General features: G+C 72.1%; 18 protein-coding genes and 3 rRNA genes (1 of these 21 running past the window's edge). 11 read left to right on the top strand and 10 right to left on the bottom strand.

The genetic code is table 11. The features are described 5' to 3' along the window. Positions 1 to 90: 90 nt before the first annotated feature. On the top strand, positions 91 to 1,395 hold the full coding sequence (locus IE326_RS28270; RefSeq protein ID WP_190043692.1) for an MFS transporter: 1,305 nt from the start codon (positions 91 to 93) through the stop codon (positions 1,393 to 1,395). Positions 1,396 to 1,425: 30 nt separating this feature from the next. Here the strand turns inward: IE326_RS28270 and IE326_RS28265 are convergent, their stop codons facing one another. Continuing rightward, positions 1,426 to 1,662: a hypothetical protein gene (locus IE326_RS28265; RefSeq protein WP_190043691.1), complete on the bottom strand. Its 237-nt coding sequence runs from the start codon at positions 1,660 to 1,662 to the stop codon at positions 1,426 to 1,428. Between the two features lie 61 nt (positions 1,663 to 1,723). Between IE326_RS28265 and map the strand changes: the two genes are divergently transcribed. Further along, positions 1,724 to 2,581, top strand: a complete 858-nt coding sequence (gene map / locus IE326_RS28260) for a type I methionyl aminopeptidase (protein ID WP_150227875.1) — start codon at positions 1,724 to 1,726, stop codon at positions 2,579 to 2,581. 118 nt (positions 2,582 to 2,699) lie between these two features. Then, positions 2,700 to 3,350 (top strand): biliverdin-producing heme oxygenase, encoded by a 651-nt coding sequence (locus tag IE326_RS28255; protein WP_030755082.1) that lies wholly within the window; start codon positions 2,700 to 2,702, stop codon positions 3,348 to 3,350. 105 nt (positions 3,351 to 3,455) lie between these two features. Here IE326_RS28255 and IE326_RS28250 read toward each other — a convergent pair whose 3' ends face one another. The 3 genes from IE326_RS28250 to IE326_RS28240 all read right to left on the bottom strand — a co-directional run bounded on the left by IE326_RS28250 (position 3,456) and on the right by IE326_RS28240 (position 7,490). After that, the gene (locus IE326_RS28250; RefSeq protein WP_150227876.1) at positions 3,456 to 4,133 is read right to left on the bottom strand and encodes a PhzF family phenazine biosynthesis protein; all 678 of its coding nucleotides are present in this window, start codon (positions 4,131 to 4,133) and stop codon (positions 3,456 to 3,458) included. 115 nt (positions 4,134 to 4,248) lie between these two features. Further along, the gene (locus tag IE326_RS28245; protein ID WP_190043690.1) at positions 4,249 to 5,940 is read right to left on the bottom strand and encodes an HtaA domain-containing protein; all 1,692 of its coding nucleotides are present in this window, start codon (positions 5,938 to 5,940) and stop codon (positions 4,249 to 4,251) included. A gap of 119 nt (positions 5,941 to 6,059) precedes the next feature. Beyond that, positions 6,060 to 7,490 carry an HtaA domain-containing protein gene (locus IE326_RS28240; RefSeq protein ID WP_190043689.1) on the bottom strand — a complete coding sequence of 477 codons (1,431 nt, stop codon included), beginning with the start codon at positions 7,488 to 7,490 and terminating at the stop codon, positions 6,060 to 6,062. A gap of 126 nt (positions 7,491 to 7,616) precedes the next feature. Between IE326_RS28240 and IE326_RS28235 the strand changes: the two genes are divergently transcribed. The 7 genes from IE326_RS28235 (at position 7,617) to IE326_RS28205 (ending at position 15,102) form a co-directional block, all read left to right on the top strand. Then, positions 7,617 to 8,660 (top strand): heme/hemin ABC transporter substrate-binding protein, encoded by a 1,044-nt coding sequence (locus tag IE326_RS28235; protein WP_190043688.1) that lies wholly within the window; start codon positions 7,617 to 7,619, stop codon positions 8,658 to 8,660. A 32-nt stretch (positions 8,661 to 8,692) separates the two neighbouring features. Then, entirely contained in the window at positions 8,693 to 9,760 is a 1,068-nt protein-coding gene (locus tag IE326_RS28230) for a FecCD family ABC transporter permease (RefSeq protein WP_229915779.1), read from the top strand. Beyond that, positions 9,757 to 10,623, top strand: coding sequence for a heme ABC transporter ATP-binding protein (locus IE326_RS28225; protein WP_373310294.1), 867 nt, complete (start codon positions 9,757 to 9,759; stop codon positions 10,621 to 10,623). Before IE326_RS28230 ends, IE326_RS28225 begins: the two co-directional genes overlap by 4 nt. Before the next feature lie 171 nt (positions 10,624 to 10,794). Next, the gene (gene efeO, locus IE326_RS28220; protein ID WP_150227881.1) at positions 10,795 to 11,949 is read left to right on the top strand and encodes an iron uptake system protein EfeO; all 1,155 of its coding nucleotides are present in this window, start codon (positions 10,795 to 10,797) and stop codon (positions 11,947 to 11,949) included. Then, the gene (efeB, locus tag IE326_RS28215) at positions 11,946 to 13,217 is read left to right on the top strand and encodes an iron uptake transporter deferrochelatase/peroxidase subunit (protein ID WP_190043686.1); all 1,272 of its coding nucleotides are present in this window, start codon (positions 11,946 to 11,948) and stop codon (positions 13,215 to 13,217) included. The genes efeO and efeB overlap by 4 nt, the downstream gene beginning before the upstream one ends. 18 nt (positions 13,218 to 13,235) lie before the next feature. After that, positions 13,236 to 14,114, top strand: a complete 879-nt coding sequence (gene efeU / locus IE326_RS28210; RefSeq protein WP_150227883.1) for an iron uptake transporter permease EfeU — start codon at positions 13,236 to 13,238, stop codon at positions 14,112 to 14,114. Beyond that, the gene (locus tag IE326_RS28205) at positions 14,074 to 15,102 is read left to right on the top strand and encodes an SCO2278 family lipoprotein (protein WP_190043685.1); all 1,029 of its coding nucleotides are present in this window, start codon (positions 14,074 to 14,076) and stop codon (positions 15,100 to 15,102) included. The genes efeU and IE326_RS28205 overlap by 41 nt, the downstream gene beginning before the upstream one ends. A 62-nt stretch (positions 15,103 to 15,164) precedes the next feature. Here IE326_RS28205 and IE326_RS28200 read toward each other — a convergent pair whose 3' ends face one another. Both IE326_RS28200 and IE326_RS28195 read right to left on the bottom strand, forming a co-directional pair. After that, the gene (locus IE326_RS28200; protein WP_190043684.1) at positions 15,165 to 15,938 is read right to left on the bottom strand and encodes a bifunctional DNA primase/polymerase; all 774 of its coding nucleotides are present in this window, start codon (positions 15,936 to 15,938) and stop codon (positions 15,165 to 15,167) included. Between the two features lie 112 nt (positions 15,939 to 16,050). Beyond that, positions 16,051 to 16,674, bottom strand: coding sequence for a TetR/AcrR family transcriptional regulator (locus IE326_RS28195; protein WP_150227886.1), 624 nt, complete (start codon positions 16,672 to 16,674; stop codon positions 16,051 to 16,053). Positions 16,675 to 16,854: 180 nt separating this feature from the next. Between IE326_RS28195 and ddaH the strand changes: the two genes are divergently transcribed. Next, positions 16,855 to 17,685 carry a dimethylargininase gene (ddaH, locus tag IE326_RS28190; protein ID WP_337776209.1) on the top strand — a complete coding sequence of 277 codons (831 nt, stop codon included), beginning with the start codon at positions 16,855 to 16,857 and terminating at the stop codon, positions 17,683 to 17,685. A gap of 10 nt (positions 17,686 to 17,695) precedes the next feature. Here ddaH and IE326_RS28185 read toward each other — a convergent pair whose 3' ends face one another. The 4 genes from IE326_RS28185 to IE326_RS28170 form a co-directional block, all read right to left on the bottom strand. Beyond that, positions 17,696 to 18,682 (bottom strand): small ribosomal subunit Rsm22 family protein, encoded by a 987-nt coding sequence (locus IE326_RS28185; protein WP_190043683.1) that lies wholly within the window; start codon positions 18,680 to 18,682, stop codon positions 17,696 to 17,698. 82 nt (positions 18,683 to 18,764) lie between these two features. Beyond that, positions 18,765 to 18,881, bottom strand: a 5S ribosomal RNA gene (rrf, locus tag IE326_RS28180). 79 nt (positions 18,882 to 18,960) lie between these two features. Continuing rightward, positions 18,961 to 22,083: ribosomal RNA gene (locus IE326_RS28175) — 23S ribosomal RNA — on the bottom strand. A 286-nt stretch (positions 22,084 to 22,369) separates the two neighbouring features. Continuing rightward, positions 22,370 to 22,407 (bottom strand): 16S ribosomal RNA (locus tag IE326_RS28170) (it continues 1,487 nt past the right edge of the window). Together the 16S, 23S and 5S rRNA genes form the textbook arrangement of a ribosomal RNA operon.

Raw genomic sequence — 22,407 nt, 5'->3', positions numbered from 1 at the left:
GGGGCGGGAGGCTCGCAGGGCGGGAGGCCCCCGGGAACCGGCCGGGAAATCGGTTGCCCCGGGGCGGGCGCGTCCGGAGCATGAGGGCCCGTGACGTCCTCCTCCTTGCGTGCCCGGCTCGCGGCCGTGCTTCCCGACACCTCGCCCTGGCGGTCCTCCGCCGACTTCCGGCTGCTGTGGACACAGGGGCTCGTCACGTACTTCGCCAGTGCCATGGCGATGGTCGCGCTGCCCCTCCAGATCAAGGAGCTGACGGACTCGCCGCTCGCGGTGGGGGCGATGGGCGCGGTGGAGCTGGTGCCGCTGGTGGTCTTCGGGCTGTACGGCGGGGCGCTGGCGGACGCCGTGGACCGGCGCCGGGTGATCGTGGCGACGGAGGCGGGCCTGGGGCTGCTGGCCCTGCTGCTGCTCGTGAACGCGCTGCTCACCGGGCCGATGCTGTGGCCGCTGTACGTGGTGGCGGCCGGGGTGTCGGCGCTGGCGGGACTCCAGCGGCCCGCGCTGGACTCGCTGCTCGCCCGGATCGTGCCGCACGAGCAGCAGACGGCGGCCGCCGCGCTGAACTCGCTGCGCTGGCAGGTCGGGGCGATCGCGGGCCCCTCGGTGGCGGGCCTGGTGGTGGCCTACGCGGGCCACGCACCGGCGTACGCGGTGACGCTGGCGGGTTTCGCGGTGTCGGTGCTGATGTGCCGGCGGCTGTCCCCCGCGCCGCCCGCGCACGACGCGGAGAAGCCCTCGCTGCGGTCGGTCGCGGAGGGCGCGCGGTACGCCTGGTCGCGGCCGGTGCTGCTGGGCACGTACGCCGTCGACCTGGCCGCGATGGTCTTCGCCTTCCCGAACGCGGTCTTCCCCTTCCTCGCGGACGAGCTGGACGCCCCCTGGTCGCTGGGCCTGATGTACGCGGCGGGCTCGGTCGGCTCCCTGGTGCTGGGGCTGACCAGCGGCTGGACCTCGAAGGTGCGGCGGCACGGGCTGCTCGTGGCGGGCGGCGCGGCGGGCTGGGGCCTGGCGGTCGCGGGCGCGGGCTGGTTCGGGAACGTGTGGCTGGTGCTGGTCTGCCTGGCGTTCGCGGGCGCCGGCGACATGCTGAGCGGGCTCGGCCGCTCGACGATCTGGAACCAGACGATCCCGGAGGAGCTGCGCGGCCGGCTCGCGGGCATCGAGGTGCTCTCGTACAGCGTGGGTCCGCAGCTCGGCCAGGTGCGGGCGGGCGTCATGGCGGGCTGGACCGGCACCCGTACGGCCGTCTGGGCGGGCGGCGTCGCCTGCGTGGCCTCGGTGGGCCTGCTGTGCCTGGCGCTGCCGAGGCTGCTCCGGTACGACTCCGCCACGGACGCGGACGCGCTGCGCCGCAAGGCCCAGCAGGAGGCGACGGCGGCGGCCGGGGCCGTGTGACGGGCCCCGGCCGCCGTCGCCGGACCGTTCCTAGCCCTGGTCCCGGTCCTCGTCCGGGCCGGGCGCGTCGTGCCAGCGGGGGTCGGTCTCCCACTCCAGGTTCCGCTCGCGGGCGGTCTCCATGGCGTGGGCGGCCTCCTCACGGGTGGCGTAGGGGCCGAACCGGTTCTTCGCCGGGCATTCCGGCCCCTCCTCGACCTTCTTGTGTTCCAGGCAGTAGTACCACTCGCCCGGCTTTCCGGCCGTGCGCTTCTTGAACAGGGCCATGGTCGTCGGCTCCTTCCCTCGTGACCATGCTGCCCCAGACGCGGTCGTTAGACTCGCTGGCATGTCTGGCCAGTCGCTTCTCGTACCGGGGGAGCTCTCCCCCACCCGCTCCGTCCCGGGCTCGATCCGCCGTCCCGAGTACGTCGGGAAGCCCGCCCCCACCCCGTACACGGGGCCCGAGGTGCAGGATTCCGACACGATCGAACGGATGCGGATCGCCGGCCGCATCGCCGCGCAGGCGATGGAGGAGGCCGCCAAGCACATCGCCCCGGGCGTCACCACCGACGAGCTCGACCGGGTCGCCCATGAGTACATGTGCGACCACGGCGCCTACCCCTCGACCCTGGGCTACCGGGGCTTCCCCAAGTCGCTGTGCGCCTCGGTCAACGAGGTCATCTGCCACGGCATCCCGGACTCCACGGTGCTGCGCGACGGCGACATCGTGAACCTGGACGTGACGGCGTACATCGGCGGCGTCCACGGCGACAACAACGCCACCTACCTGTGCGGGGACGTCGACGAGGAGTCGCGGCTGCTCGTGGAGCGGACCCGGGAGTCGCTGAACCGCGCGATCAAGGCGGTGAAGCCGGGCCGCCAGATCAACATCATCGGCCGGGTCATCGAGTCGTACGCCAAGCGCTTCGGCTACGGCGTGGTGCGGGACTTCACCGGGCACGGCATCAACTCGTCCTTCCACTCCGGCCTGATCGTGCCGCACTACGACTCGCCCCACCACACCACCGTCATCCAGCCCGGCATGACCTTCACGATCGAGCCGATGCTGACCCTCGGCACCCACGAGTACGACATGTGGGACGACGGCTGGACCGTGGTGACCAAGGACCGCAAGCGGACGGCGCAGTTCGAGCACACCCTGGTGGTGACCGAGACCGGGGCGGACATCCTTACGTTGCCCTGACCCCCGACGGGGTACATCTCCTTACCGACAGGCTGTCGGGAACCAGTTGACTTAGGTAAGCCTAACTTGGCACCATCGGGTCAGCTGGTTCCCGCCCCATCGGTCCCGGAGGCACGCCTTGGACACCCCCTTCTCCACCCTCATCCGCACGGCCTCGCACGAGCAGCACACGGAGGCGGAGACCTCGTCCTTCATGGGCGACCTCCTCGGCGGACGGCTGGGCGTGGACGCCTACGCCCGCTACACGGAGCAGCTGTGGTTCGTGTACCGGGCCCTGGAGGAGGGCGCGGAGGCGCTGCGCGAGGACCCGGTCGCCGGGCCGTTCATACAGCCCGAGCTCTTCCGCACGGCCGCCCTGGAGGCGGACCTCGCCCACCTGCGCGGCCCGGAGTGGCGCGCCGGGGCCTCGGCGCTGCCCGCCACGGAGGCGTACGCGGAGCGGGTCGCCGAGTGCGCCCGCACGTGGCCCGCCGGTTACGTCGCCCACCACTACACCCGCTACCTGGGCGACCTGTCGGGCGGTCAGATCATCCGCGACAAGGCCGAGCGGACCTGGGGCTTCGACCGCAAGGGCGACGGCGTGCGGTTCTACGTCTTCGACGCGATCGGCAACCCGGCGGCGTTCAAGCGGACCTACCGCGAACTCCTCGACGGGGTCCGGGCCGACGACCTGGAGAAGCAGCGGATCGTCGACGAGTGCAAGCGGGCCTTCGCCTTCAACACGGCCGTCTTCCGCGAGCTGGGCGGGGAGTTCCCCCTCAGCGCGTAGGCGCCACGGGGCCCCGGTCGGGGTCCGGTCGGTGCGCGGGCGCCGCCGGACCCCGGGCGGAGCCTTCTCGGCACAGAGGGGCCACGGGACCCCGGGCGGGGTCCCTCAGCGCATGAGCGTGCGCTCCAGGCGGACCCGTCCGCCCAACTCCACGATCCCGTCGGGGCCGGGGGCGGTCAGCAGCTGCGACCCCCGGCCCTGCGTGATGTTCAGGGCCCGGCCCAGCTCGGCGGTGAGCAGCAGGGCCGCCGCGCCGGTGGCCTCGTCCTCGTCGATGCCGTCGCCCCGGCCGGGGAAGGCGCGCGCCCGGATCCGTCCGGCGGCCTCCTCCTCCCACGCCCAGGCGTAGATCCACTCCCCCGGCTCGGGCACCTCCAGCGCGTCGACCTCCGCGGCGGAGCCGTAGCGGCGCAGGGTGCGCGGCGGGGCCCATTCGGCGCGCGCCTCGATCCAGGTGAACTCGCCGTCGCCGCGCACCCAGACCTCTCCGGCGGGCGGGCAGATCACCTCCAGGTCGAGCAGCCAGGCGGTGCCGACGAGCGGGTGCCCGGCGAAGGGGAGCCGCAGTCCGGGGGTGTAGATGTCGACGATCCCGCGCTCGGGGTCGTCGACGAACACGGTCTCGCTGAAGCCGAGTTCCTTGGCGAGGGCCTGCCGGGACGCCTCGTCCGGGTGGACGCGCCCGTCGCGTACGACTCCGAGGGCGTTGCCGTGGCGTCCGTCGCCCGCGCAGAAGACCCGCAGGACGTCGATCTCGGTGCCGGTCTCCTCAGTCGTGTTCATGGCGGAATTGAACCATCCAGGAGCGTGCGGCAGGGCCGCGCCCCGTTTTCCGGGGCGCGGCCCTGCCCGGTGGACGCGGGGGGGGGGACGCGAGAGGAGCGGGGGACGCGGGGGGTCAGCCCTCGGCGCCCGCCCGGCGGCGGACGGCGACGACGACGGCCGCCCCGGCGCCCGCGACGAGCGCGGCGGCGCCGGCCAGGAGGCCGGTGGGGGCGGAGGAGCCGGTGGCGGCGAGCACACCGCCGCCGCCCGCGCTCCCGCCGCCGACCGTGCCGCCCCCTCCGGCGGTCCCGCCGCCGATCGTGCCCGCGCCGGTGGCGCCGGAGGCCGTGGTGCCGGAACCGCCGCTTCCCGAAGCGCCGTCGCCCGCACCGGCGTCGCCCGTGCCGCCGGTTCCCGTGCCGCCGGTTCCCGTGTCGGCCGGGAGGGTGGCGTCCTCGTCGACGGCGAGGGAGACGGTCACCGGGTCGAGGGCCAGGCCCGCCTCGTAGTACGAGGCGCCGCCGGGCGCGGCGAAGAGCGCGGCACCGGCCGCGGTCAGCTTCGCCGGGAGGGCGGCGAGGGTGACGACGCCGTCCTTCGGGCTCCAGTCGGCCTCCGCGAGGTCGAGCTCGGCGAAGCGCACGCCCTTCCGGGTGCCGGAGGCCGTGGTGACGTCGGCGGTGAGGGTGCCCGTGGTGCCGCTCGCGGAGACCTTCACGCCGCTGATCCGCCAGTCGATGCCGTGGGCGGCGCAGACGAAGTCCACCCGGCCCCCGAAGGAGGCGGCGAGGGTGCGGGCGTCCGCGTCGAGTTCGGCCCCGTCGGCCTGGAAGGCGTACGCGGAGCCGGACCGGACCGCCCCGGCGGCCGGGGTGACGGTGCCGCCGCAGCGCTCGGCGACGTACACCCGCCAGCGCTCCAGGACGCCCCAGGTGAGCCGTCCGGCGACGACGGAGGGCGAGGACGACGGGGTGGCCGTGGCCGTGGCCGTGCCGGTCGGGGCCGGGGTGGTGGGGGCCGTGGCGGTCGGCACCGGGGCCGTCGTGGTCGGCGGGGTGGTGGCCGGGGTGGTCGGGGCCGTGGTGGGGGCCGTGGTGGGCGGGGTCGTCGTGGGCGCGGTGGTGGGCGGCATCGTGGGCGGGGTCGTCGGCGGCGTGGTGGGCGGGGTGGTCGGCCGGGCGCCGGCCTTCACCGTGAGGGTCGCCGGGTCGAGGGCGTCGCCCTCCTTGTAGAAGCCCGCGAAGGCGGCGGCGCCGTCCTTGGTGAGCGCGGCCGGTATGTCCTTGAAGACCATCGCGCCCCCGGCGCCCTGGCCGGGCCGGACCCCGCTCATGTCGAGGGCGGCGAAGGAGACGTCGTCGCGGGTGGTGAAGGAGCCGTCCTTCTCCTTGGTGACGACGTCGGCGGTGATCTCGCCGGTGGGCGAGGCCGAACCGGCGGTCCTGAGCCGGACGTCCGAGATCCGGATGTCGAGGGCGCCCTCGTGGGCCTCGAAGCGGACGCCGCCCTTGAAGGCGGTGGCGGTGGCGTGACCGGCCGTGTCGTAGGTGCCGGTGCCGTCGGCGAAGGTGAAGACGCCGTTGCCCGCCGCCTGCGTCGCGCCGCCTTCCAGGGTGATCCTCCCCTTGGCGAAGGGCTGGGCGAGGTAGGAGCGGAAGGACTGCTTGACGCCCCAGTCCAGGGTGCCGTCGACGAGGGGCATCGGCGGGGCCGCGCCTTCGGCGGCGGACGCGGGGAGCGCGAGGGTCAGGGCACCGGCGCCCAGGGCGGCGGCCGTGGTGACGGCGGCGGCCAGGGTGACGGGGCGGCGCATGCGGGTGGCCATGGCGGTGATCTCCTAGACGGGAAGGGGGGTTCGGGGGTACGGGGGTGTGGCGGGCCGCCGCAGGGGCGTCGTGCGCGGGCCCGTGCGGGGAGTCCGGGAGGGGAAGGGTCGGGGGCGGGTCAGGGGGCGGGGGTCTCCCCCGCCCGGCGGCGGCGCCGGACCAGGAGGTACGCGGCGACGGCGGCGGCCAGGGCGCCCGCGCCGATCCCGGCGTAGACGCCCGTGGGGGCGCCGGGGTCCGGGGAGGCCGCGGCGGCCGGCACGGGAGCGGCGGGGGCGGGGGAGGCAGTGGCCGTGGCCGGCGGGGCCGTGGGTTCGCTGCCGAGGTCGGGCAGGGCGGGGAGCGCGGCGGCCGGGTCGACGGAGACGGCGAGGGAGACCGGGTCCATCGCGGTGCCCGCCCTGTACATCCCGCCGAAGGCGCGGGCTCCGGCCTCGGTGAGGACGGCGGGCGCCTCGGCGACGACGGCGAGGCCGTCCTCCGGGACGAGGCCGCGGGCGGCGAAGGTGACGAGCGGGACGTCCTCCTCGGTCCTCCCCGCGCTGGTGACGTCGGCGGCGAGGGTGCCGGTGCCTCCGGCCACCCGGACGGTGACGCCGGCGAGGGCGAGGTCGAGGTGGGTGCCGGTGAAGCGGACTCCGCCCTCGAAGGAGGCGTCGAGGGTGCCGGTGGCGGGGTCGTAGGTGCCGGTGGCGGAGGGGAACCGGAAGAGCGCCCCGCCGTCCCGGGCCCCGCCGGTGAGGGTCCACTTCCCCTGCGCGATGCCGCCGGTGACGTACTCGCGGAAGGTGCGGCGGACGCCCCAGTCGACGGCGGCGGCGCGGAAGGATCCCGGGGCCGGGGCCGTGGCCGAGGTCGGGGCCGGGGTCCGGCTCGGCGACGGGCTCAAAGCCGGGTTCGAGGTCGGGCTCGGGGCCCGGCTCGGGGCCGTACGGACGTCGACGGTGAGGGAGACCGGGTCGAGCGCGGTGCCGGCCGGGTAGTAGCCCGCGAAGGCGGCGGCGCCCTGGGCGGTGAGGGTGGCGGGGACGCCCGCGAGGGAGACGGGGCCGGTGGCCCCGCGCATGTCGAGGCCGCCGGTGTCGAGCGCGGCGAGCGGGACTTGGGCGCGGACGGTCGTCCGCCCACCGCCCTTGGGCCGGCTGGCCATGTCGGCGTAGAGGGTGCCCGTGCCGCCGCGGATCAGGATCCGGGGGCGGCTGATGGCGAGGTCGAGTTCGTGCGTGCCGTCGGCCGCGCGGTGGCCGGTGAAGTGGACGCCGCCGGAGAAGGCGGCTTCGAAGGTGCCGGTGGCGGGGTCGTACGAGCCCTGCGCGGAGTGGAAGCGGTACTGCGGGCCGACCGTGGCGGCGGCGCCGGTGAGCTCCCAACTCCCTTGTGCGACCGGCCCGGTGACGTAGCTCTGGAAGGAGGATCTGATGCCCCAGTCCAGTCGTCCGCCCTGCACGGGGCGGCTCTCCGCGTGGGCGCCGGCGGCCGGGACGAGGGCGGCGAGCAGGGCCGCGAACAGGGTCGCGGCGAGTGCGCGGCAGGGTCTGGACAGCAGCATGGGGCACCCCTCCGAGGGCTGGCGACTTAGGTAAGGCTAACCTAAACTCCATCCCGTCCCGGCCGGTACCCATCCCCCCGAGCGCCGGGCGACGAACTTCCGAACGGAACGACAGGACGGTGTCCGGTGCGCAGAACTCGCCTCGCGGGAGCGCTGACAGCAGTGCTCGCCCTCGCCCTCGCGGCGACCGGATGCGGCGGCGGAACCGCCCCGGCGACCACCCCCGCCGCACAGGCCCCGGCCGCACAGGCCCCCGCCGCCGGAGCGACGGCTCCCGGAGCGACGACCGCCGACCGGGTCGAGCCGCTCCCCTCCCCCGCCTCCCCCCGCCTGCCCGTCACCGTCGCCTCCGCGGACGGCCGGCGGGTCACCGTCGCCTCGGCCGAGCGGATCGTGCCGCTCAGCGGCTCCCTCGCCGAGCTCGTCTTCACCCTCGGCCTCGGGGACCGCGTGGTGGCCCGGGACGTCACCACCACCTTCGAACAGGCCGCCGGGCTCCCGGTGGTGACCCGCGCCCACGACGTCTCCGCCGAGAACGTCCTCTCGCTGCGGCCGACCCTCGTCCTCGCCGAGTCCACCACCGGCCCGGCCGAGGCGATCGCCCAGATCCGCGACGCGGGCGTCCCCCTCGTCGTCGTCCCGCCCGCGAAGGAGCTCGGCGACCTCGACGACCGCGCCGAGGACGTGGCCGCCGCCCTCGGCGTCCCCGCCTCGGGCACCGCGCTGCGCGAGCGGACCGCCGAGCGCCTCGCCGCCGTGCGGAAGCGGATCCCCGCCCGCGCCGACCGGCCCCGCGTCGCCTTCCTCTACCTGCGCGGCTCGGCCGCCGTCTACCTCCTCGGCGGCGCCGACTCCGGCGCCGCCTCCCTCCTGGAGGCCGCCGGCGCCGTCGACGCGGGCAAGGAGTCCGGCCTCGCCGAGGACTTCATCCCGCTCACCAGCGAAGCCCTCGCGAAGGCCGCGCCGGACGCGCTCCTCGTCATGAGCAAGGGCCTCCGGTCGGTCGGCGGCGTCGACGGCCTCCTCCGGCTCCCCGGCGTCGCCGAGACCCCGGCCGGCGCCGACCGCCGGATCGTCTCCGTCGACGACGGCGTCCTCCTCTCCTACGGCCCGCGCACCGACCGGGTGCTCGCCTCGCTCGTGGACCAGCTGTACGGGGAGCGGAAGTGACGGCCCTCCAGGAGGCGCGCCCCTCCGGAGCGGTGGAGCCCCCCGCCCGGCCCGCGGAGCCCCCCGCGCCCCGGCGCGGCCGGACCGCGCTGCTCACCGGCGGGCTGCTCGCCGCGCTGCTGCTGCTCGCCCTGCTGTCCGCCGGCGTCGGCGCGTACGGCATCCCGCTCGGCGACGTCCTCGCCTCGGTGCTGCACCGCACGGGGCTCGGCGGGCACGCCCTCGACCGGACCGCCGAGAGCGTGCTGTGGAACATCCGACTGCCCCGGGTGGTGCTCGCCGTCCTCGTCGGCGCCTCCCTCGGCTGCGCCGGGGCGCTGATGCAGGGCGTCTTCGGCAATCCGCTGGCCGAGCCCGGCGTCATCGGCATCTCCTCGGGCGCCGCCGTCGGCGCGGTCGGCGCGATCGTCCTCGGCGCGGGCTTCCTCGGCACCTGGACGGTGACCGTCTTCGCCTTCGCGGGCGGGCTCCTCACCGTGGTCGTGGTGTACGCGATGTCCCGCTCGGGCGGCCGGACCGAGGTCGTCACCCTGATCCTCACGGGCATCGCGGTCAACGCCTTCGCGGGCGCGCTCATCGGGCTCTTCGTCTTCTTCGCGGACAACGCGCAGATCAGCCAGATCACCTTCTGGCAGCTGGGCTCGCTCGCGCAGGCCACCTGGCCGAAGGTGCTCGCGGTCCTGCCGTGCGCGCTGCTCGGCCTCGCCGTCGCCCCGCTGTACGCCCGCCGGCTCGACCTGCTCGCGCTCGGCGAGCGGCCCGCCCGGCACCTGGGCGTGGAGGTGGAGCGGCTGCGGGTCGCGCTGGTCCTGGTGGTGGCGCTGCTCACGGCGGCGGCGGTCGCGGTCTCCGGCATCGTGACCTTCGTGGGCCTGGTCGTCCCGCACGTGCTGCGGATGGCGCACGGCCCCGGCCACCGCTTCCTGATCCCCGGCAGCGCGCTCGGCGGGGCGGCCGTGCTCACCGCGGGCGACCTGGCGGCCCGCACCCTCGCGGCCCCCGCCGAACTCCCCCTGGGCGTCCTCACCGCCCTCATCGGCAGCCCGTTCTTCTTCTGGCTGCTCCGCAGGACCCGCAGGAAGCAGGGTGGTTGGGCGTGATCGGCGTGTTCAGGAGGCGGGTGCGGGAGCTGCCGGCGGCCGTGGAGCCCGGCGGGCTCGTCGCCGGGGCGGACGGGGTGCGGGTGGTGCGGGGCCGCCGGGCCGTGCTCGACGGGGCCCGGATCGCGGTGCGCGCCGGGGAGGTGCTGGCCCTGGTGGGGCCCAACGGCGCCGGGAAGTCCACGCTGCTGTCGGTGCTCGCCGGGGACCTGGCGCCCTCGGCGGGGACGGTACGGATCGGGGGCCGGTCCGCCGGCGCGTGGAGCGCGCCCGAGCTGGCGCTGCGGCGGGCGGTGCTGCCGCAGACCGCCGAACTGTCCTTCCCCTTCCCGGTCGAGGAGGTGGTCCGGATGGGCCGCGCCCCGTGGGCGGGGACCGCGCGGGCGGCGGAGGACGAGGAGGCGGTGGCGGAGGCGATGGCCGCGACCGAGGTGACCGCCCTCGCCGCCCGCCCCTTCGCCGCGCTCTCCGGCGGGGAGCGGGCCAGGGCGGCGCTCGCCCGGGTGCTGGCCCAGCGGACCGGGCTGCTGCTGCTCGACGAGCCGACGGCGGCGCTCGACCTCCGCCACCAGGAACTGGTGCTGCGGGTCTGCCGGGAGCGGGCGGCGGCCGGGGACGCGGTGGTGGTCGTCCTGCACGACCTGGGGCTCGCGGCGGCGTACGCGGACCGGGTGGGGGTGGTGCACGGCGGCGGGGTCGCCGCGGACGGGCCGCCGGACGGGGTGTTCGGCGCGGAGCTGCTCGGCCGGGTCTACCGGCAGCCGGTGGAGGTCTTCCCGCACCCGCGGACGGGCGTCCCGCTGGTCGTCCCGCACCGGAACCCCCAGATCGCCAAATCACCCCAAAACGCCTCGTTTGACTGAGGCTTGACCCGGCCATGGGGCGGCCATGGCCCACCCGTGACCGCCCCGTGTCCGGTGCGCCGGACGTGAGAGTCACATCACTGGACGGGTGGGCATGAGTGAGGTAAGCCTCGGTTAAGTTAGGTCCGCCTCAGCGCCTTTCCCACCCCTCTCCTCGTCCTGGAGCCGTCGATGCGAGCCGTCCGCACCACCGCCGTCACCGCCCTGGCGGGCGCAGCCGTCCTGGCCGCCGTCACCGGATGCACCGCGAAGAGCGACGCCAAGGCGGACGCCGACGGCATCACCGTCACCGCCAAGGACGACTCCTGCGAGCTGTCGAAGAAGGAGTTCCCGGCCGGCCACGTCACCCTGAACGTGGAGAACCGCGGCTCCAAGGTCACCGAGGTGTACGTCCTCTACCCGGACGACCGGATCGTCACCGAGCGCGAGAACATCGGCCCCGGCACCAAGGCCACGCTCACCGCCGAGATCAAGGCCGGCTCGTACGCGATCGTCTGCAAGCCCGGCATGACCGGCTCCGGCATCCGCCAGGCCGTGACCCTCACCGGCGGCGCCTCCGCCCCGAAGCGCTCCGCCGAGATGGACGCCGCCGTCGCCTCGTACCGCCAGTACGTCCAGGCGCAGGCCGACGCGACGCTGCCCAAGGTGAAGGTCTTCACCGACGCCGTCCGCGCCGGGGACCTGGAGGCCGCGAAGAAGGCGTACGCCTCCTCCCGCATCGGCTGGGAGCGCACCGAGCCCGTCGCCGAGTCCTTCGGCGACATCGACCCGAAGGTCGACGTCCGCGAGGACGGCCTGGAGGAGGGGCAGGACCCGGCGAAGGACTGGACCGGCTGGCACCGCCTGGAGAAGGCGCTCTGGCAGGACGGGAAGATCACCGCCCGCGAGAAGCAGCTCGCCGACCTCCTCGACGAGGACCTCGCGGACTGGGTGAAGCGCGTCGGCAAGGCCGAGATCACCCCCACCTCCATGGCCAACGGCGCCAAGGAGCTCCTCGACGAGGTCGCCACCGGCAAGGTCACCGGCGAGGAGGAGCGCTACTCCCACACCGACCTGGTCGACTTCAAGGCCAACGTCGAGGGCGCCCAGATGTCCTTCGACCTGCTCAAGCCGGTCGCCTCGAAGAACGACCCCGCCCTCGTCGCCGACCTCGACAAGCAGTTCGCCGCCCTGAACGCGCTGCTCGACAAGTACCGCGCGGACAAGACGGGTTACGACTTCACCTCCTACGACAAGGTCGGCAAGGAGCAGCGCAAGGAGCTGTCCGACGGCGTCAACGCGCTGGCCGAGCCGCTGTCCAAGCTCGCCGCGGCGGTCGTCAAGTGACCCCCGGGACGACCGGCGCGGACGAGCCGGGGGCCGCGCCCGGCCCGGCCCGGCGCACCGTCCTCGCCGCCGGCGGCGGCCTCGCCCTCGGTGCCGCCGTGGCCGGCGGCGCCGTGGCGCTGACCCGCGACGGCGACGCCACGACGCCCGTCGCCGACAGCGGCGCCGCCGTCCCCTTCCACGGCGCCCACCAGGCCGGCATCGCCACCGCCGTCCAGGACCGGCTGCACTTCGCCGCCTTCGACGTCACCACCGACGACCGCGAGAAGCTGGTGAAGCTCCTCAAGGAGTGGACCCGCGCCGCCGAGCGGATGACGGCGGGCCGCGAGGTCGGCGAGGGCGCGTACGGCGGACTGCCGGAGGCCCCGCCGGACGACACCGGCGAGGCGCTCGGCCTCAGGCCGTCCCGGCTCACCCTCACCATCGGCTTCGGCCCCTCGCTCTTCGACGGGCGCTTCGGGCTGAAGGACAGGCGGCCCGGGGACCTGGTGGAGCTTCCCAGGTTCCCGGGCGACAACCTCGATCCGGCGCGCAGCGGCGGCGACCTGTGCGTGCAGGCGTGCGCCGACGACCCGCAGGTCGCCGTGCACGCCATCCGCAACCTCGCCCGGATCGGCTTCGGCACGGTCGCGGTCCGCTGGTCCCAGCTGGGCTTCGGCAAGACGTCCTCGACCACCCCGAACGCGCAGACCCCGCGCAACCTCTTCGGCTTCAAGGACGGCACCCGGAACGTCTCCGGCAGCGACGCCGCCGCCCTCGACCGGCACGTGTGGGTCGGTCCGGCGGAGGCCGCCGGCGGCGCCTCCTGGCTGGCCGGCGGCTCGTACCTGGTCGCCCGCCGGATCCGGATGAACGTCGAGACCTGGGACCGCACCCCGCTCGCCGAGCAGGAGGACATCTTCGGCCGGGACAAGAAGGAGGGCGCGGCCGTCGGCAAGGCGAAGGAGCACGACGAGCCGTTCCTGAAGGCGCTGAAGCCGGACTCCCACGTCCGGCTCGCCCACCCGGACTCCAACGGCGGGGCGACGCTGCTGCGCCGCGGCTACTCCTTCACCGACGGCACGGACGGCCTCGGCCGGCTGGACGCGGGCCTGTTCTTCCTCGCGTACCAGAAGGACGTGCGGGCCGGCTTCGTCCGGGTGCAGACCGCCCTGGCCAAGTCGGACGCCCTCAACGAGTACATCCAGCACGTCGGTTCGGCGGTCTTCGCCGTCCCGCCGGGCGTCCGCGACGCGGACGACTGGTGGGGCCGCGCCCTTTTCTCGTAACCCCAGAAGGAGCCCGCCGTGTTCGGCAACTACCTGATCGGCCTCCGCGAGGGCCTGGAGGCCAGCCTCGTCGTCTGCATCCTCATCGCCTACCTCGTGAAGACCGGCCGCCGGGACGCCCTGAAGCCGATCTGGACGGGCATCGGCGTGGCCGTCGGCATCGCGCTCGCCTTCGGCGCCGGCCTCGAGTTCGGCTCCCAGGAGCTGACCTTCGAGGCGCAGGAGCTGCTCGGCGGGTCCCTGTCGATCCTCGCCGTGGTCCTGGTGACGTGGATGGTCTTCTGGATGAAGAAGACCGCCCGGCACCTGAGGGCGGAGCTGCACGGCAAGCTGGACGCGGCCCTGGCGATGGGCACCGGCGCGCTGGTCGCCACCGCCTTCCTGGCCGTGGGCCGGGAGGGCCTGGAGACCGCCCTGTTCGTGTGGGCGTCGGTACGGGCCTCCTCCGACGGCAGCCACGCCCCGCTGGCCGGCGTGGTGCTGGGCCTGCTGACGGCGGTGTTCCTCGGCTGGCTGTTCTACCGGGGCGCGCTCAGGATCAACCTGGCGAAGTTCTTCACCTGGACCGGCGGGATGCTGGTCGTGGTGGCGGCGGGCGTCCTCGCGTACGGCGTGCACGACCTCCAGGAGGCCCGCTTCCTCGGCGGCCTCGCCGACCGGGCCTTCGACGTCTCGGCGACGATCCCGCCGGACAGCTGGTACGGCACCCTCCTCAAGGGCGTGTTCAACTTCCAGCCCGACCCGACGGTCCTTCAGGTCACGGTGTGGGCGCTGTATCTGGTCCCGACGCTCGCGCTCTTCCTCGCCCCGATAGGGTCGGGTCCGTCCGTGCGCGTGGAGAAGCAGAAGGCGACCGATGAGAAGGCTGAGGCCGAAGCGGCAGACCCGGCGGTCTGAGGTACGGCGCCGGGGCGGCACCCTGGCGGCGGTCGCCACGGCGACCGCCGTGGCACTGACGGCGAGCGGCTGCGTGACCGTCCACGGCGAGACCGCAGTCGTGCCGGGGGCGACGCCCGACGAGGCGACGGCGGCCCTGGCCGGTTTCGTCACCGCCTTCAACCGCGCCGACAAGGCCAACGACCCGGCGCTCGACGCCGGCCGGGTGACCGGCCCGCTGGGGGCGATCAACCAGGCCGGGCTGAAGGCGAAGTCGGTGACCCAGCCGGAGGGCAATCCGGACCACCGGCCGCTGGAGCTGCGCGACGCCCGCTTCCTGATCCCCAGGAAGGCGGGCTGGCCGCGCTGGTTCGTCGCGGACACCGACGCCAGCCGCGACGACGGCACGCCCCAGGCGGACGACCGCTGGCTGGTCGCCTTCGTCCGGGGCGGCCCCGACCAGCAGTGGAAGGCCGCCCACCTGGTGATCCTCGGCAAGGACGACGTGCCGGAGTTCGCCGGGGAGCAGGGGGACGCGGTGCCGGTCGCCGCCGGCACGGACGCGCTCGCGGTCCCGCCCGCCGCGCTGAGCGAGCGGTACGCCGCGTACCTGGGGAACGGCGGCGCGAGTCCGTTCGCCGCCGGTCCGCACACCAGCCAGTGGCGCGAGAAGCGGGCCCGTACCGCCCGCAAGCCCGGCCTGGCCACGCAGTTCATCGACCGGGCCGCCGACACGGGCGACTTCGCGCCGCTGGCGCTCGCCACGGAGGACGGCGGGGCGCTGGTCTTCTTCGCGAGCCGCCACTTCGAGCGGCAGACGACCGCGAAGGGCTACCGGCCGAAGGTGGGTCCGGAGCTGAAGGCCCTGATGAAGGGCGAGGTCGTGAACACGGTGACCAAGGAGTGGGTGTCGAGCCAGGCCGTGCTCGTGAAGCCGGCGGGCACCGACCGCGACGCGGTCACGTTCGCGGGCCGGCTCCAGGGCGTGGTGTCCGTCGAGGGCTCCTGACCGTACGGCTCCGGTCCCGCCGGGCCGGCGGGCTCCACGGGTCCCGGGTCCGGGCCCCGGGCTCAGCGGGTGAGGGGCCAGGCGATCTCGTGGGCCTCGTGGCCGTCCCCGCCGTCCCGCTCGGCCAGGTGCCGGGCGCAGGCGTCGGTGAGGGTCTCCAGGAGGTTCAGCGGGTCGGGCAGGGCGTGCTCGGGGCCGCGGATCCAGCCGACGGCCGGGTGGTCGTCCTCGTCGCCGGGCAGCCGGGCGGGCGGGACGAGGACGTAGCTGCCGCGGCAGTGCCAGCGCAGGCCGGGGTGCTCGTCCATGGTCTCGGGGTGGCAGTCGAGTTCACAGGGCCACCACTCGTCCTCGTCCTCGGGGGTGCCCCGGGTGGCGGTGAAGAAGAGCATCCGGCCGCCGTCGCCGGTGCTGTCGGGGGACTCGGCGACCGGCCCGACGTCGACGCCTTCGGCGAGGAGCCGTTCGAGGGCGGCCCGGCCGGCGGCCAGCGGCACGTCGAGGACGTCGTGGACCATGCCGGTGGCGGTGATGAAGTTCGCCCGGGGCTCGTTCCGCGCCCAGCGCTCGATCTGGGCGCGGTCGGTGGTCGACTGGGTCTGCCAGGCGAAGGAGACCGGGTGCCGGCCGGGGGTGGGACAGCCGATCCGCTCACAGGAACAGCTGTAGCCGACGGGGTGGGCGGCGGGGGCCAGCGGCAGTCCGGCGGCGGCGACGGCCAGGAGCAGCGTCTCTCGGGCGTTCCCGTCGTCGGCCGCGGTCCGTTTGGGGCGCCTGCGCAGCCATTGTGCGAGTTTGCCCTCCGTGCCGCGGTAGCGGCCGATGCCGTCGCCCATCTATCCCCTCACACCTCATGCTCGCCTGTTCGGCTCTGCCCATGGTCCCACCATCCTGCGCCCCGGGTGACCGGAGTGGGGAACCGGGGGCCGGTGACGACGCTCACGCTCGTCACGGGCGGGGTGTGAGGCCGCGCAGCGCCTGTGCGACGAGGGCGTCGGCGTAGGCGTGGGTGAGGGGGCCGGTGCGGTGCAGCCAGCGGTGGTGGAGGGGCCCGACGAGGAGCTCGGTGGCGAGCCGGGCGTCCGTGCCGGGGTCGACCTGACCGGCTTCCCTGGCGGCCTCGATGCGGCGGGCGAAGGCGTCCAGCTGGGGTTCGAGGAGGGCGGCGGTGAGGCGGGCGCCGAGCTCGGGGTCGGTGCTGCCCTCGGCGGCGAGCGCCCGGGTGGGGGCGTCGTAGCGGGGGTCGTTGAACTCGTCGACGGTGGCGCGCAGGACGAGCCGGAGGTCGGCGGCGAGGTCCCCGGTGTCGGGCAGCTCGGTCTCGCCGGGCGCGGCCCCGGCCTCCTCGGCGGCGCGGGCGGCGAGGTCGAGGAAGGCGTCGAGGAGGACGGCCGCCTTGGAGGGCCACCAGCGGTAGATGGTCTGCTTGCCGACCCCGGCGCGGGCGGCGATGCCCTCGACGGTGGTCTTCGCGTAGCCCGCCTCGGAGACGAGGGCGAGGGCGGCGTCGAAGATGGCGCGGCGGGAGCGCTCGCTGCGGCGGGAGGCGTCGGGGGCCTTGGGCTCGGACATGGCGCCGAATCTACCACCAGGCGAGACGAGCCGTCTCGCGAGGGGGCGGTCGGGTGTCGATCGGGTGTGCGCGGCACGAACCACCCGAACGGTCCACTGCGCGCGGGCCCCGGAGAGCGGACCATGGCTCCACCGAAGCACGGCCCGTCCCGCGGGCCGCCCGTCCGTGAGGAGGCCCGATTGCGCCCCACTCCGCGCGAGTCCTCGCCCCGCCGCTATCTGATGTGCCCACCGGCGCACTTCGCGGTGACGTACTCCATCAACCCGTGGATGGATCCGGCGAAGCCCGTCGACCTGCCGCTCGCCCTCGCCCAGTGGGAGGACCTGCGGGACCGCTACCGGGCCTTCGGGCACACGGTGGAACTCCTCGACCCGGACCCGGGGCTGCCGGACATGGTGTTCGCGGCGAACGGCGCGACCGTGGTCGGCGGCCGGGTGCTCGGCGCCCGCTTCGCGTATCCGGAGCGGGCCGCCGAGGCCGACGCGCACCTCGCCTGGTTCCGCCGCAACGGCTGGGCGGAGGAGGACCTGAGGGTCCCGGACCACGTCAACGAGGGCGAGGGCGACTTCGCCGTGACGGCCTCGTGGATCCTGGCGGGCAGCGGCTTCCGGTCCAGTCCGCTCTGCCGGGGCGAGGCGCAGGAGTTCTTCGGTCGGCCGGTGATCGGCCTGGAGCTGGTGGACCCGCGCTACTACCACCTGGACACGGCGCTGTGCGTCCTCGACGAGGAGCGCGACGAGGTCATGTACTTCCCCGAGGCGTTCTCCCCCGGCAGCCGGGCCGTCCTGGCCCGGCTCTTCCCCGACGCCCTGCGGGCCACCGCGGAGGACGCGGCGGCCCTGGGCCTCAACGCGGTCAGCGACGGCCTGCACGTGCTGCTGCCGCAGACGGCGACGGGCCTGTTCGACCCGCTGCGGGCCCGCGGCTTCGAACCGGTCGGCATCGACCTGGGCGAACTCCTCAAGGGCGGCGGCAGCGTGAAGTGCTGCACCCAGGAGCTGCGCCCCTAGGCCGCGGCCCTCAGTCCTCGTCGGCGGGCGGCCAGGAGTCGCCCCACTCGGCGTCACGGGCCTGCTTGTAGAGGGTCCCGTGGCGCTTGCTGACGGTGTCGCGGCGGAGCCCGTCGGGCCCGCAGAGGTCGAGGAGCACGAGCCCCTTGCGGATCTGCGGCCGGCGGGTGACGCGGCCGGGCGCGGGCGTCACGGGGAACCGCGTGGCGGCGACGTACGCGTACTTCTCGTCCTCGTACGGCAGCGACCCGCCCTTGACCTGCCGGTGCAGCGAGGAACGGCTGACCCGCGCCGAGAAGTGGCACCAGTCGGTGCCCGGCTCGATGGGGCAGGCGCCGCTGTGCGGGCAGGGCGCGGCGACGGTGAGGCCGGCGTCGACGAGGACGGTGCGGGCGGCGATGATCCGCTCGTAGCCGTCCGGGGTGCCGGGTTCGACGATGACGACGGCGCCGCGCGCGGCCCGCGCCGCCTCGGCGACGAGCGCGGCCCTGTCCCCCTCGGTGAGTTCCTTGAGCACGTACGAGACGGTGACCAGGTCGGTGTCGTCGAGCCGCAGCGCGGTCCCGATCCGCTCCCGCCGCCACTCGGCGTCCAGCACCCCGCCGGCCAGTTCCCGCCCGAGGGCGAGCGCGGGCTCGGCCCAGTCGAGGACGGTGGTACGCGGCGGGGCCCCGTCCCACGCCTCCGCGACGGCCCAGCTCGCGGCGCCGGTCCCGCCGCCGACGTCCGTGTGGCTGCCGGGAGTCCACTCCGGCGCGGCGTCCCGCAGCGCGTCGAGGGCGCCCCGGGCGGCCTCGAAGGTGGCGGGCATCCGGTAGGCGGCGTACGCGGCCACGTCGGACCGGTCGCGCAGCACGGGCGCGTCGGTCGGGGTCGTCCCCCGGTAGTGCGCGATCAGCCGGTCCACGGCCTTGGCGGCCTGCGAGGGCGGCAGCCCGTCGAGCAGTCCGGCGAGAGCGGCGCGCAGGGAGTCGGCTGAGGCGGAGGAGGCATTCACCGCTCCAGTATAAAAGTCACGTAGGACCCCGGAACGCAGGAAAGCCCCGCACCAGATGGTGCGGGGCTTTCCCACAATGATTGTTCGGCGGCGTCCTACTCTCCCACAGGGTCCCCCCTGCAGTACCATCGGCGCTGAAAGGCTTAGCTTCCGGGTTCGGAATGTAACCGGGCGTTTCCCTAACGCTATGACCACCGAAACACTATGAAGATGTGAACTCCAGCCAGATACTTGGCGAGTTCGTTACTTCAGAACAAACACAGTGGACGCGAGCAACTGAGGACAAGCCCTCGGCCTATTAGTACCGGTCAGCTCCACCCATTACTGGGCTTCCACATCCGGCCTATCAACCCAGTCGTCTACTGGGAGCCTTACCCTCTCAAGGAGGTGGGAATACTCATCTCGAAGCAGGCTTCCCGCTTAGATGCTTTCAGCGGTTATCCCTCCCGAACGTAGCCAACCAGCCATGCCCTTGGCAGGACAACTGGCACACCAGAGGTTCGTCCGTCCCGGTCCTCTCGTACTAGGGACAGCCCTTCTCAATATTCCTACGCGCACAGAGGATAGGGACCGAACTGTCTCACGACGTTCTAAACCCAGCTCGCGTACCGCTTTAATGGGCGAACAGCCCAACCCTTGGGACCGACTCCAGCCCCAGGATGCGACGAGCCGACATCGAGGTGCCAAACCATCCCGTCGATATGGACTCTTGGGGAAGATCAGCCTGTTATCCCCGGGGTACCTTTTATCCGTTGAGCGACGGCGCTTCCACAAGCCACCGCCGGATCACTAGTCCCGACTTTCGTCCCTGCTCGACCCGTCGGTCTCACAGTCAAGCTCCCTTGTGCACTTACACTCAACACCTGATTGCCAACCAGGCTGAGGGAACCTTTGGGCGCCTCCGTTACCCTTTGGGAGGCAACCGCCCCAGTTAAACTACCCATCAGACACTGTCCCTGATCCGGATCACGGACCGAGGTTAGACATCCAGCACGACCAGAGTGGTATTTCAACGACGACTCCACAACCACTGGCGTGGCCGCTTCACAGTCTCCCACCTATCCTACACAAGCCGAACCGAACACCAATATCAAACTGTAGTAAAGGTCCCGGGGTCTTTCCGTCCTTCTGCGCGAAACGAGCATCTTTACTCGTAGTGCAATTTCACCGGGCCTATGGTTGAGACAGTCGAGAAGTCGTTACGCCATTCGTGCAGGTCGGAACTTACCCGACAAGGAATTTCGCTACCTTAGGATGGTTATAGTTACCACCGCCGTTTACTGGCGCTTAAGTTCTCAGCTTCGCAACCCCGAAAGGTCACTAACCGGTCCCCTTAACGTTCCAGCACCGGGCAGGCGTCAGTCCGTATACATCGCCTTACGGCTTCGCACGGACCTGTGTTTTTAGTAAACAGTCGCTTCTCGCTGGTCTCTGCGGCCACCCCCAGCTCAGACAGCAAGTGTCATCACCAGTGATGGCCCCCCTTCTCCCGAAGTTACGGGGGCATTTTGCCGAGTTCCTTAACCATAGTTCACCCGAACGCCTCGGTATTCTCTACCTGACCACCTGAGTCGGTTTAGGGTACGGGCCGCCATGAAACTCGCTAGAGGCTTTTCTCGACAGCATAGGATCATCCACTTCACCACAATCGGCTCGGCATCAGGTCTCAGCCTTAACGTGTGACGGATTTGCCTACCACACGGCCTACACCCTTACCCCGGGACAACCACCGCCCGGGCTGGACTACCTTCCTGCGTCACCCCATCGCTTACCTACTACCACCTTGGTTCGCCGGCTCCACCACTTTCCATTCCCCGAAGGGTCCGGAACGGCTTCACGGGCTTAGCATTAATGGGCTCGATATTGGGCGTTTCAAAGCGGGTACCGGAATATCAACCGGTTGTCCATCGACTACGCCTGTCGGCCTCGCCTTAGGTCCCGACTTACCCTGGGCAGATCAGCTTGACCCAGGAACCCTTAGTCAATCGGCGCACACGTTTCTCACGTGTGTATCGCTACTCATGCCTGCATTCTCACTCGTGAACCGTCCACAACTCGCTTCCGCGGCTGCTTCACCCGGCACACGACGCTCCCCTACCCATCACAGCGGGCGTTGGCCCTTATGTGCTGCAATGACACGACTTCGGCGGTACGCTTGAGCCCCGCTACATTGTCGGCGCGGAATCACTTGACCAGTGAGCTATTACGCACTCTTTCAAGGGTGGCTGCTTCTAAGCCAACCTCCTGGTTGTCTCTGCGACTCCACATCCTTTCCCACTTAGCGTACGCTTAGGGGCCTTAGTCGATGCTCTGGGCTGTTTCCCTCTCGACCATGGAGCTTATCCCCCACAGTCTCACTGCCGTGCTCTCACTTACCGGCATTCGGAGTTTGGCTAAGGTCAGTAACCCGGTAGGGCCCATCGCCTATCCAGTGCTCTACCTCCGGCAAGAAACACACGACGCTGCACCTAAATGCATTTCGGGGAGAACCAGCTATCACGGAGTTTGATTGGCCTTTCACCCCTAACCACAGGTCATCCCCCAGGTTTTCAACCCTGGTGGGTTCGGTCCTCCACGAAGTCTTACCTCCGCTTCAACCTGCCCATGGCTAGATCACTCCGCTTCGGGTCTTGAGCGTGCTACTGAACCGCCCTGTTCGGACTCGCTTTCGCTACGGCTTCCCCACACGGGTTAACCTCGCAACACACCGCAAACTCGCAGGCTCATTCTTCAAAAGGCACGCAGTCACGAGGCTAGGACAAGTCCTAGCCCGACGCTCCCACGGCTTGTAGGCACACGGTTTCAGGTACTATTTCACTCCGCTCCCGCGGTACTTTTCACCATTCCCTCACGGTACTATCCGCTATCGGTCACCAGGGAATATTTAGGCTTAGCGGGTGGTCCCGCCAGATTCACACGGGATTTCTCGGGCCCCGTGCTACTTGGGTGTCTCTCCAACGAGCCGCTGATGTTTCGTCTACGGGGGTCTTACCCTCTACGCCGGACCTTTCGCATGTCCTTCGACTACACCAACGGTTTCTGACTCGCCCTGTCGCCGGCAGACGACAGAAAAGAGATCCCACAACCCCGCATGCGCAACCCCTGCCGGGTATCACACGCATACGGTTTGGCCTCATCCGGTTTCGCTCGCCACTACTCCCGGAATCACGGTTGTTTTCTCTTCCTGAGGGTACTGAGATGTTTCACTTCCCCTCGTTCCCTCCACACTGCCTATGTGTTCAGCAGTGGGTGACAGCCCATGACGACTGCCGGGTTTCCCCATTCGGAAACCCCCGGATCAAAGCCTGGTTGACGGCTCCCCGGGGACTATCGCGGCCTCCCACGTCCTTCATCGGTTCCTGGTGCCAAGGCATCCACCGTGCGCCCTTAAAAACTTGGCCACAGATGCTCGCGTCCACTGTGCAGTTCTCAAGCAACGACCAGCCACCCATCACCCTGATCCATACAGACCAGGTTCACTGGGGCCGGCATCGCGAAGACACAACCTTGCGGCCGTACCCTCAGATACCCAACAACGTGCCAGGCGCGACCTTCTCGGTTCATCCGGTGTTCCACGCCGAAGCAGTACTTACCGGAGACTCTGAAGAATCACGCCAACTAATCAACGTTCCACCCATGAGCTGACCGTGCAGAACGTTTGCCTGCAATCGGTACTGTGCTCCTTAGAAAGGAGGTGATCCAGCCGCACCTTCCGGTACGGCTAC

This window comes from Streptomyces filamentosus (genome assembly GCF_014654895.1).
GTDB classification, from domain to species: Bacteria; Actinomycetota; Actinomycetes; order Streptomycetales; family Streptomycetaceae; genus Streptomyces; species Streptomyces filamentosus.
Note: the sequence above shows the minus strand (reverse complement) of the source record. Positions and strands in the feature narration are given on the sequence as shown.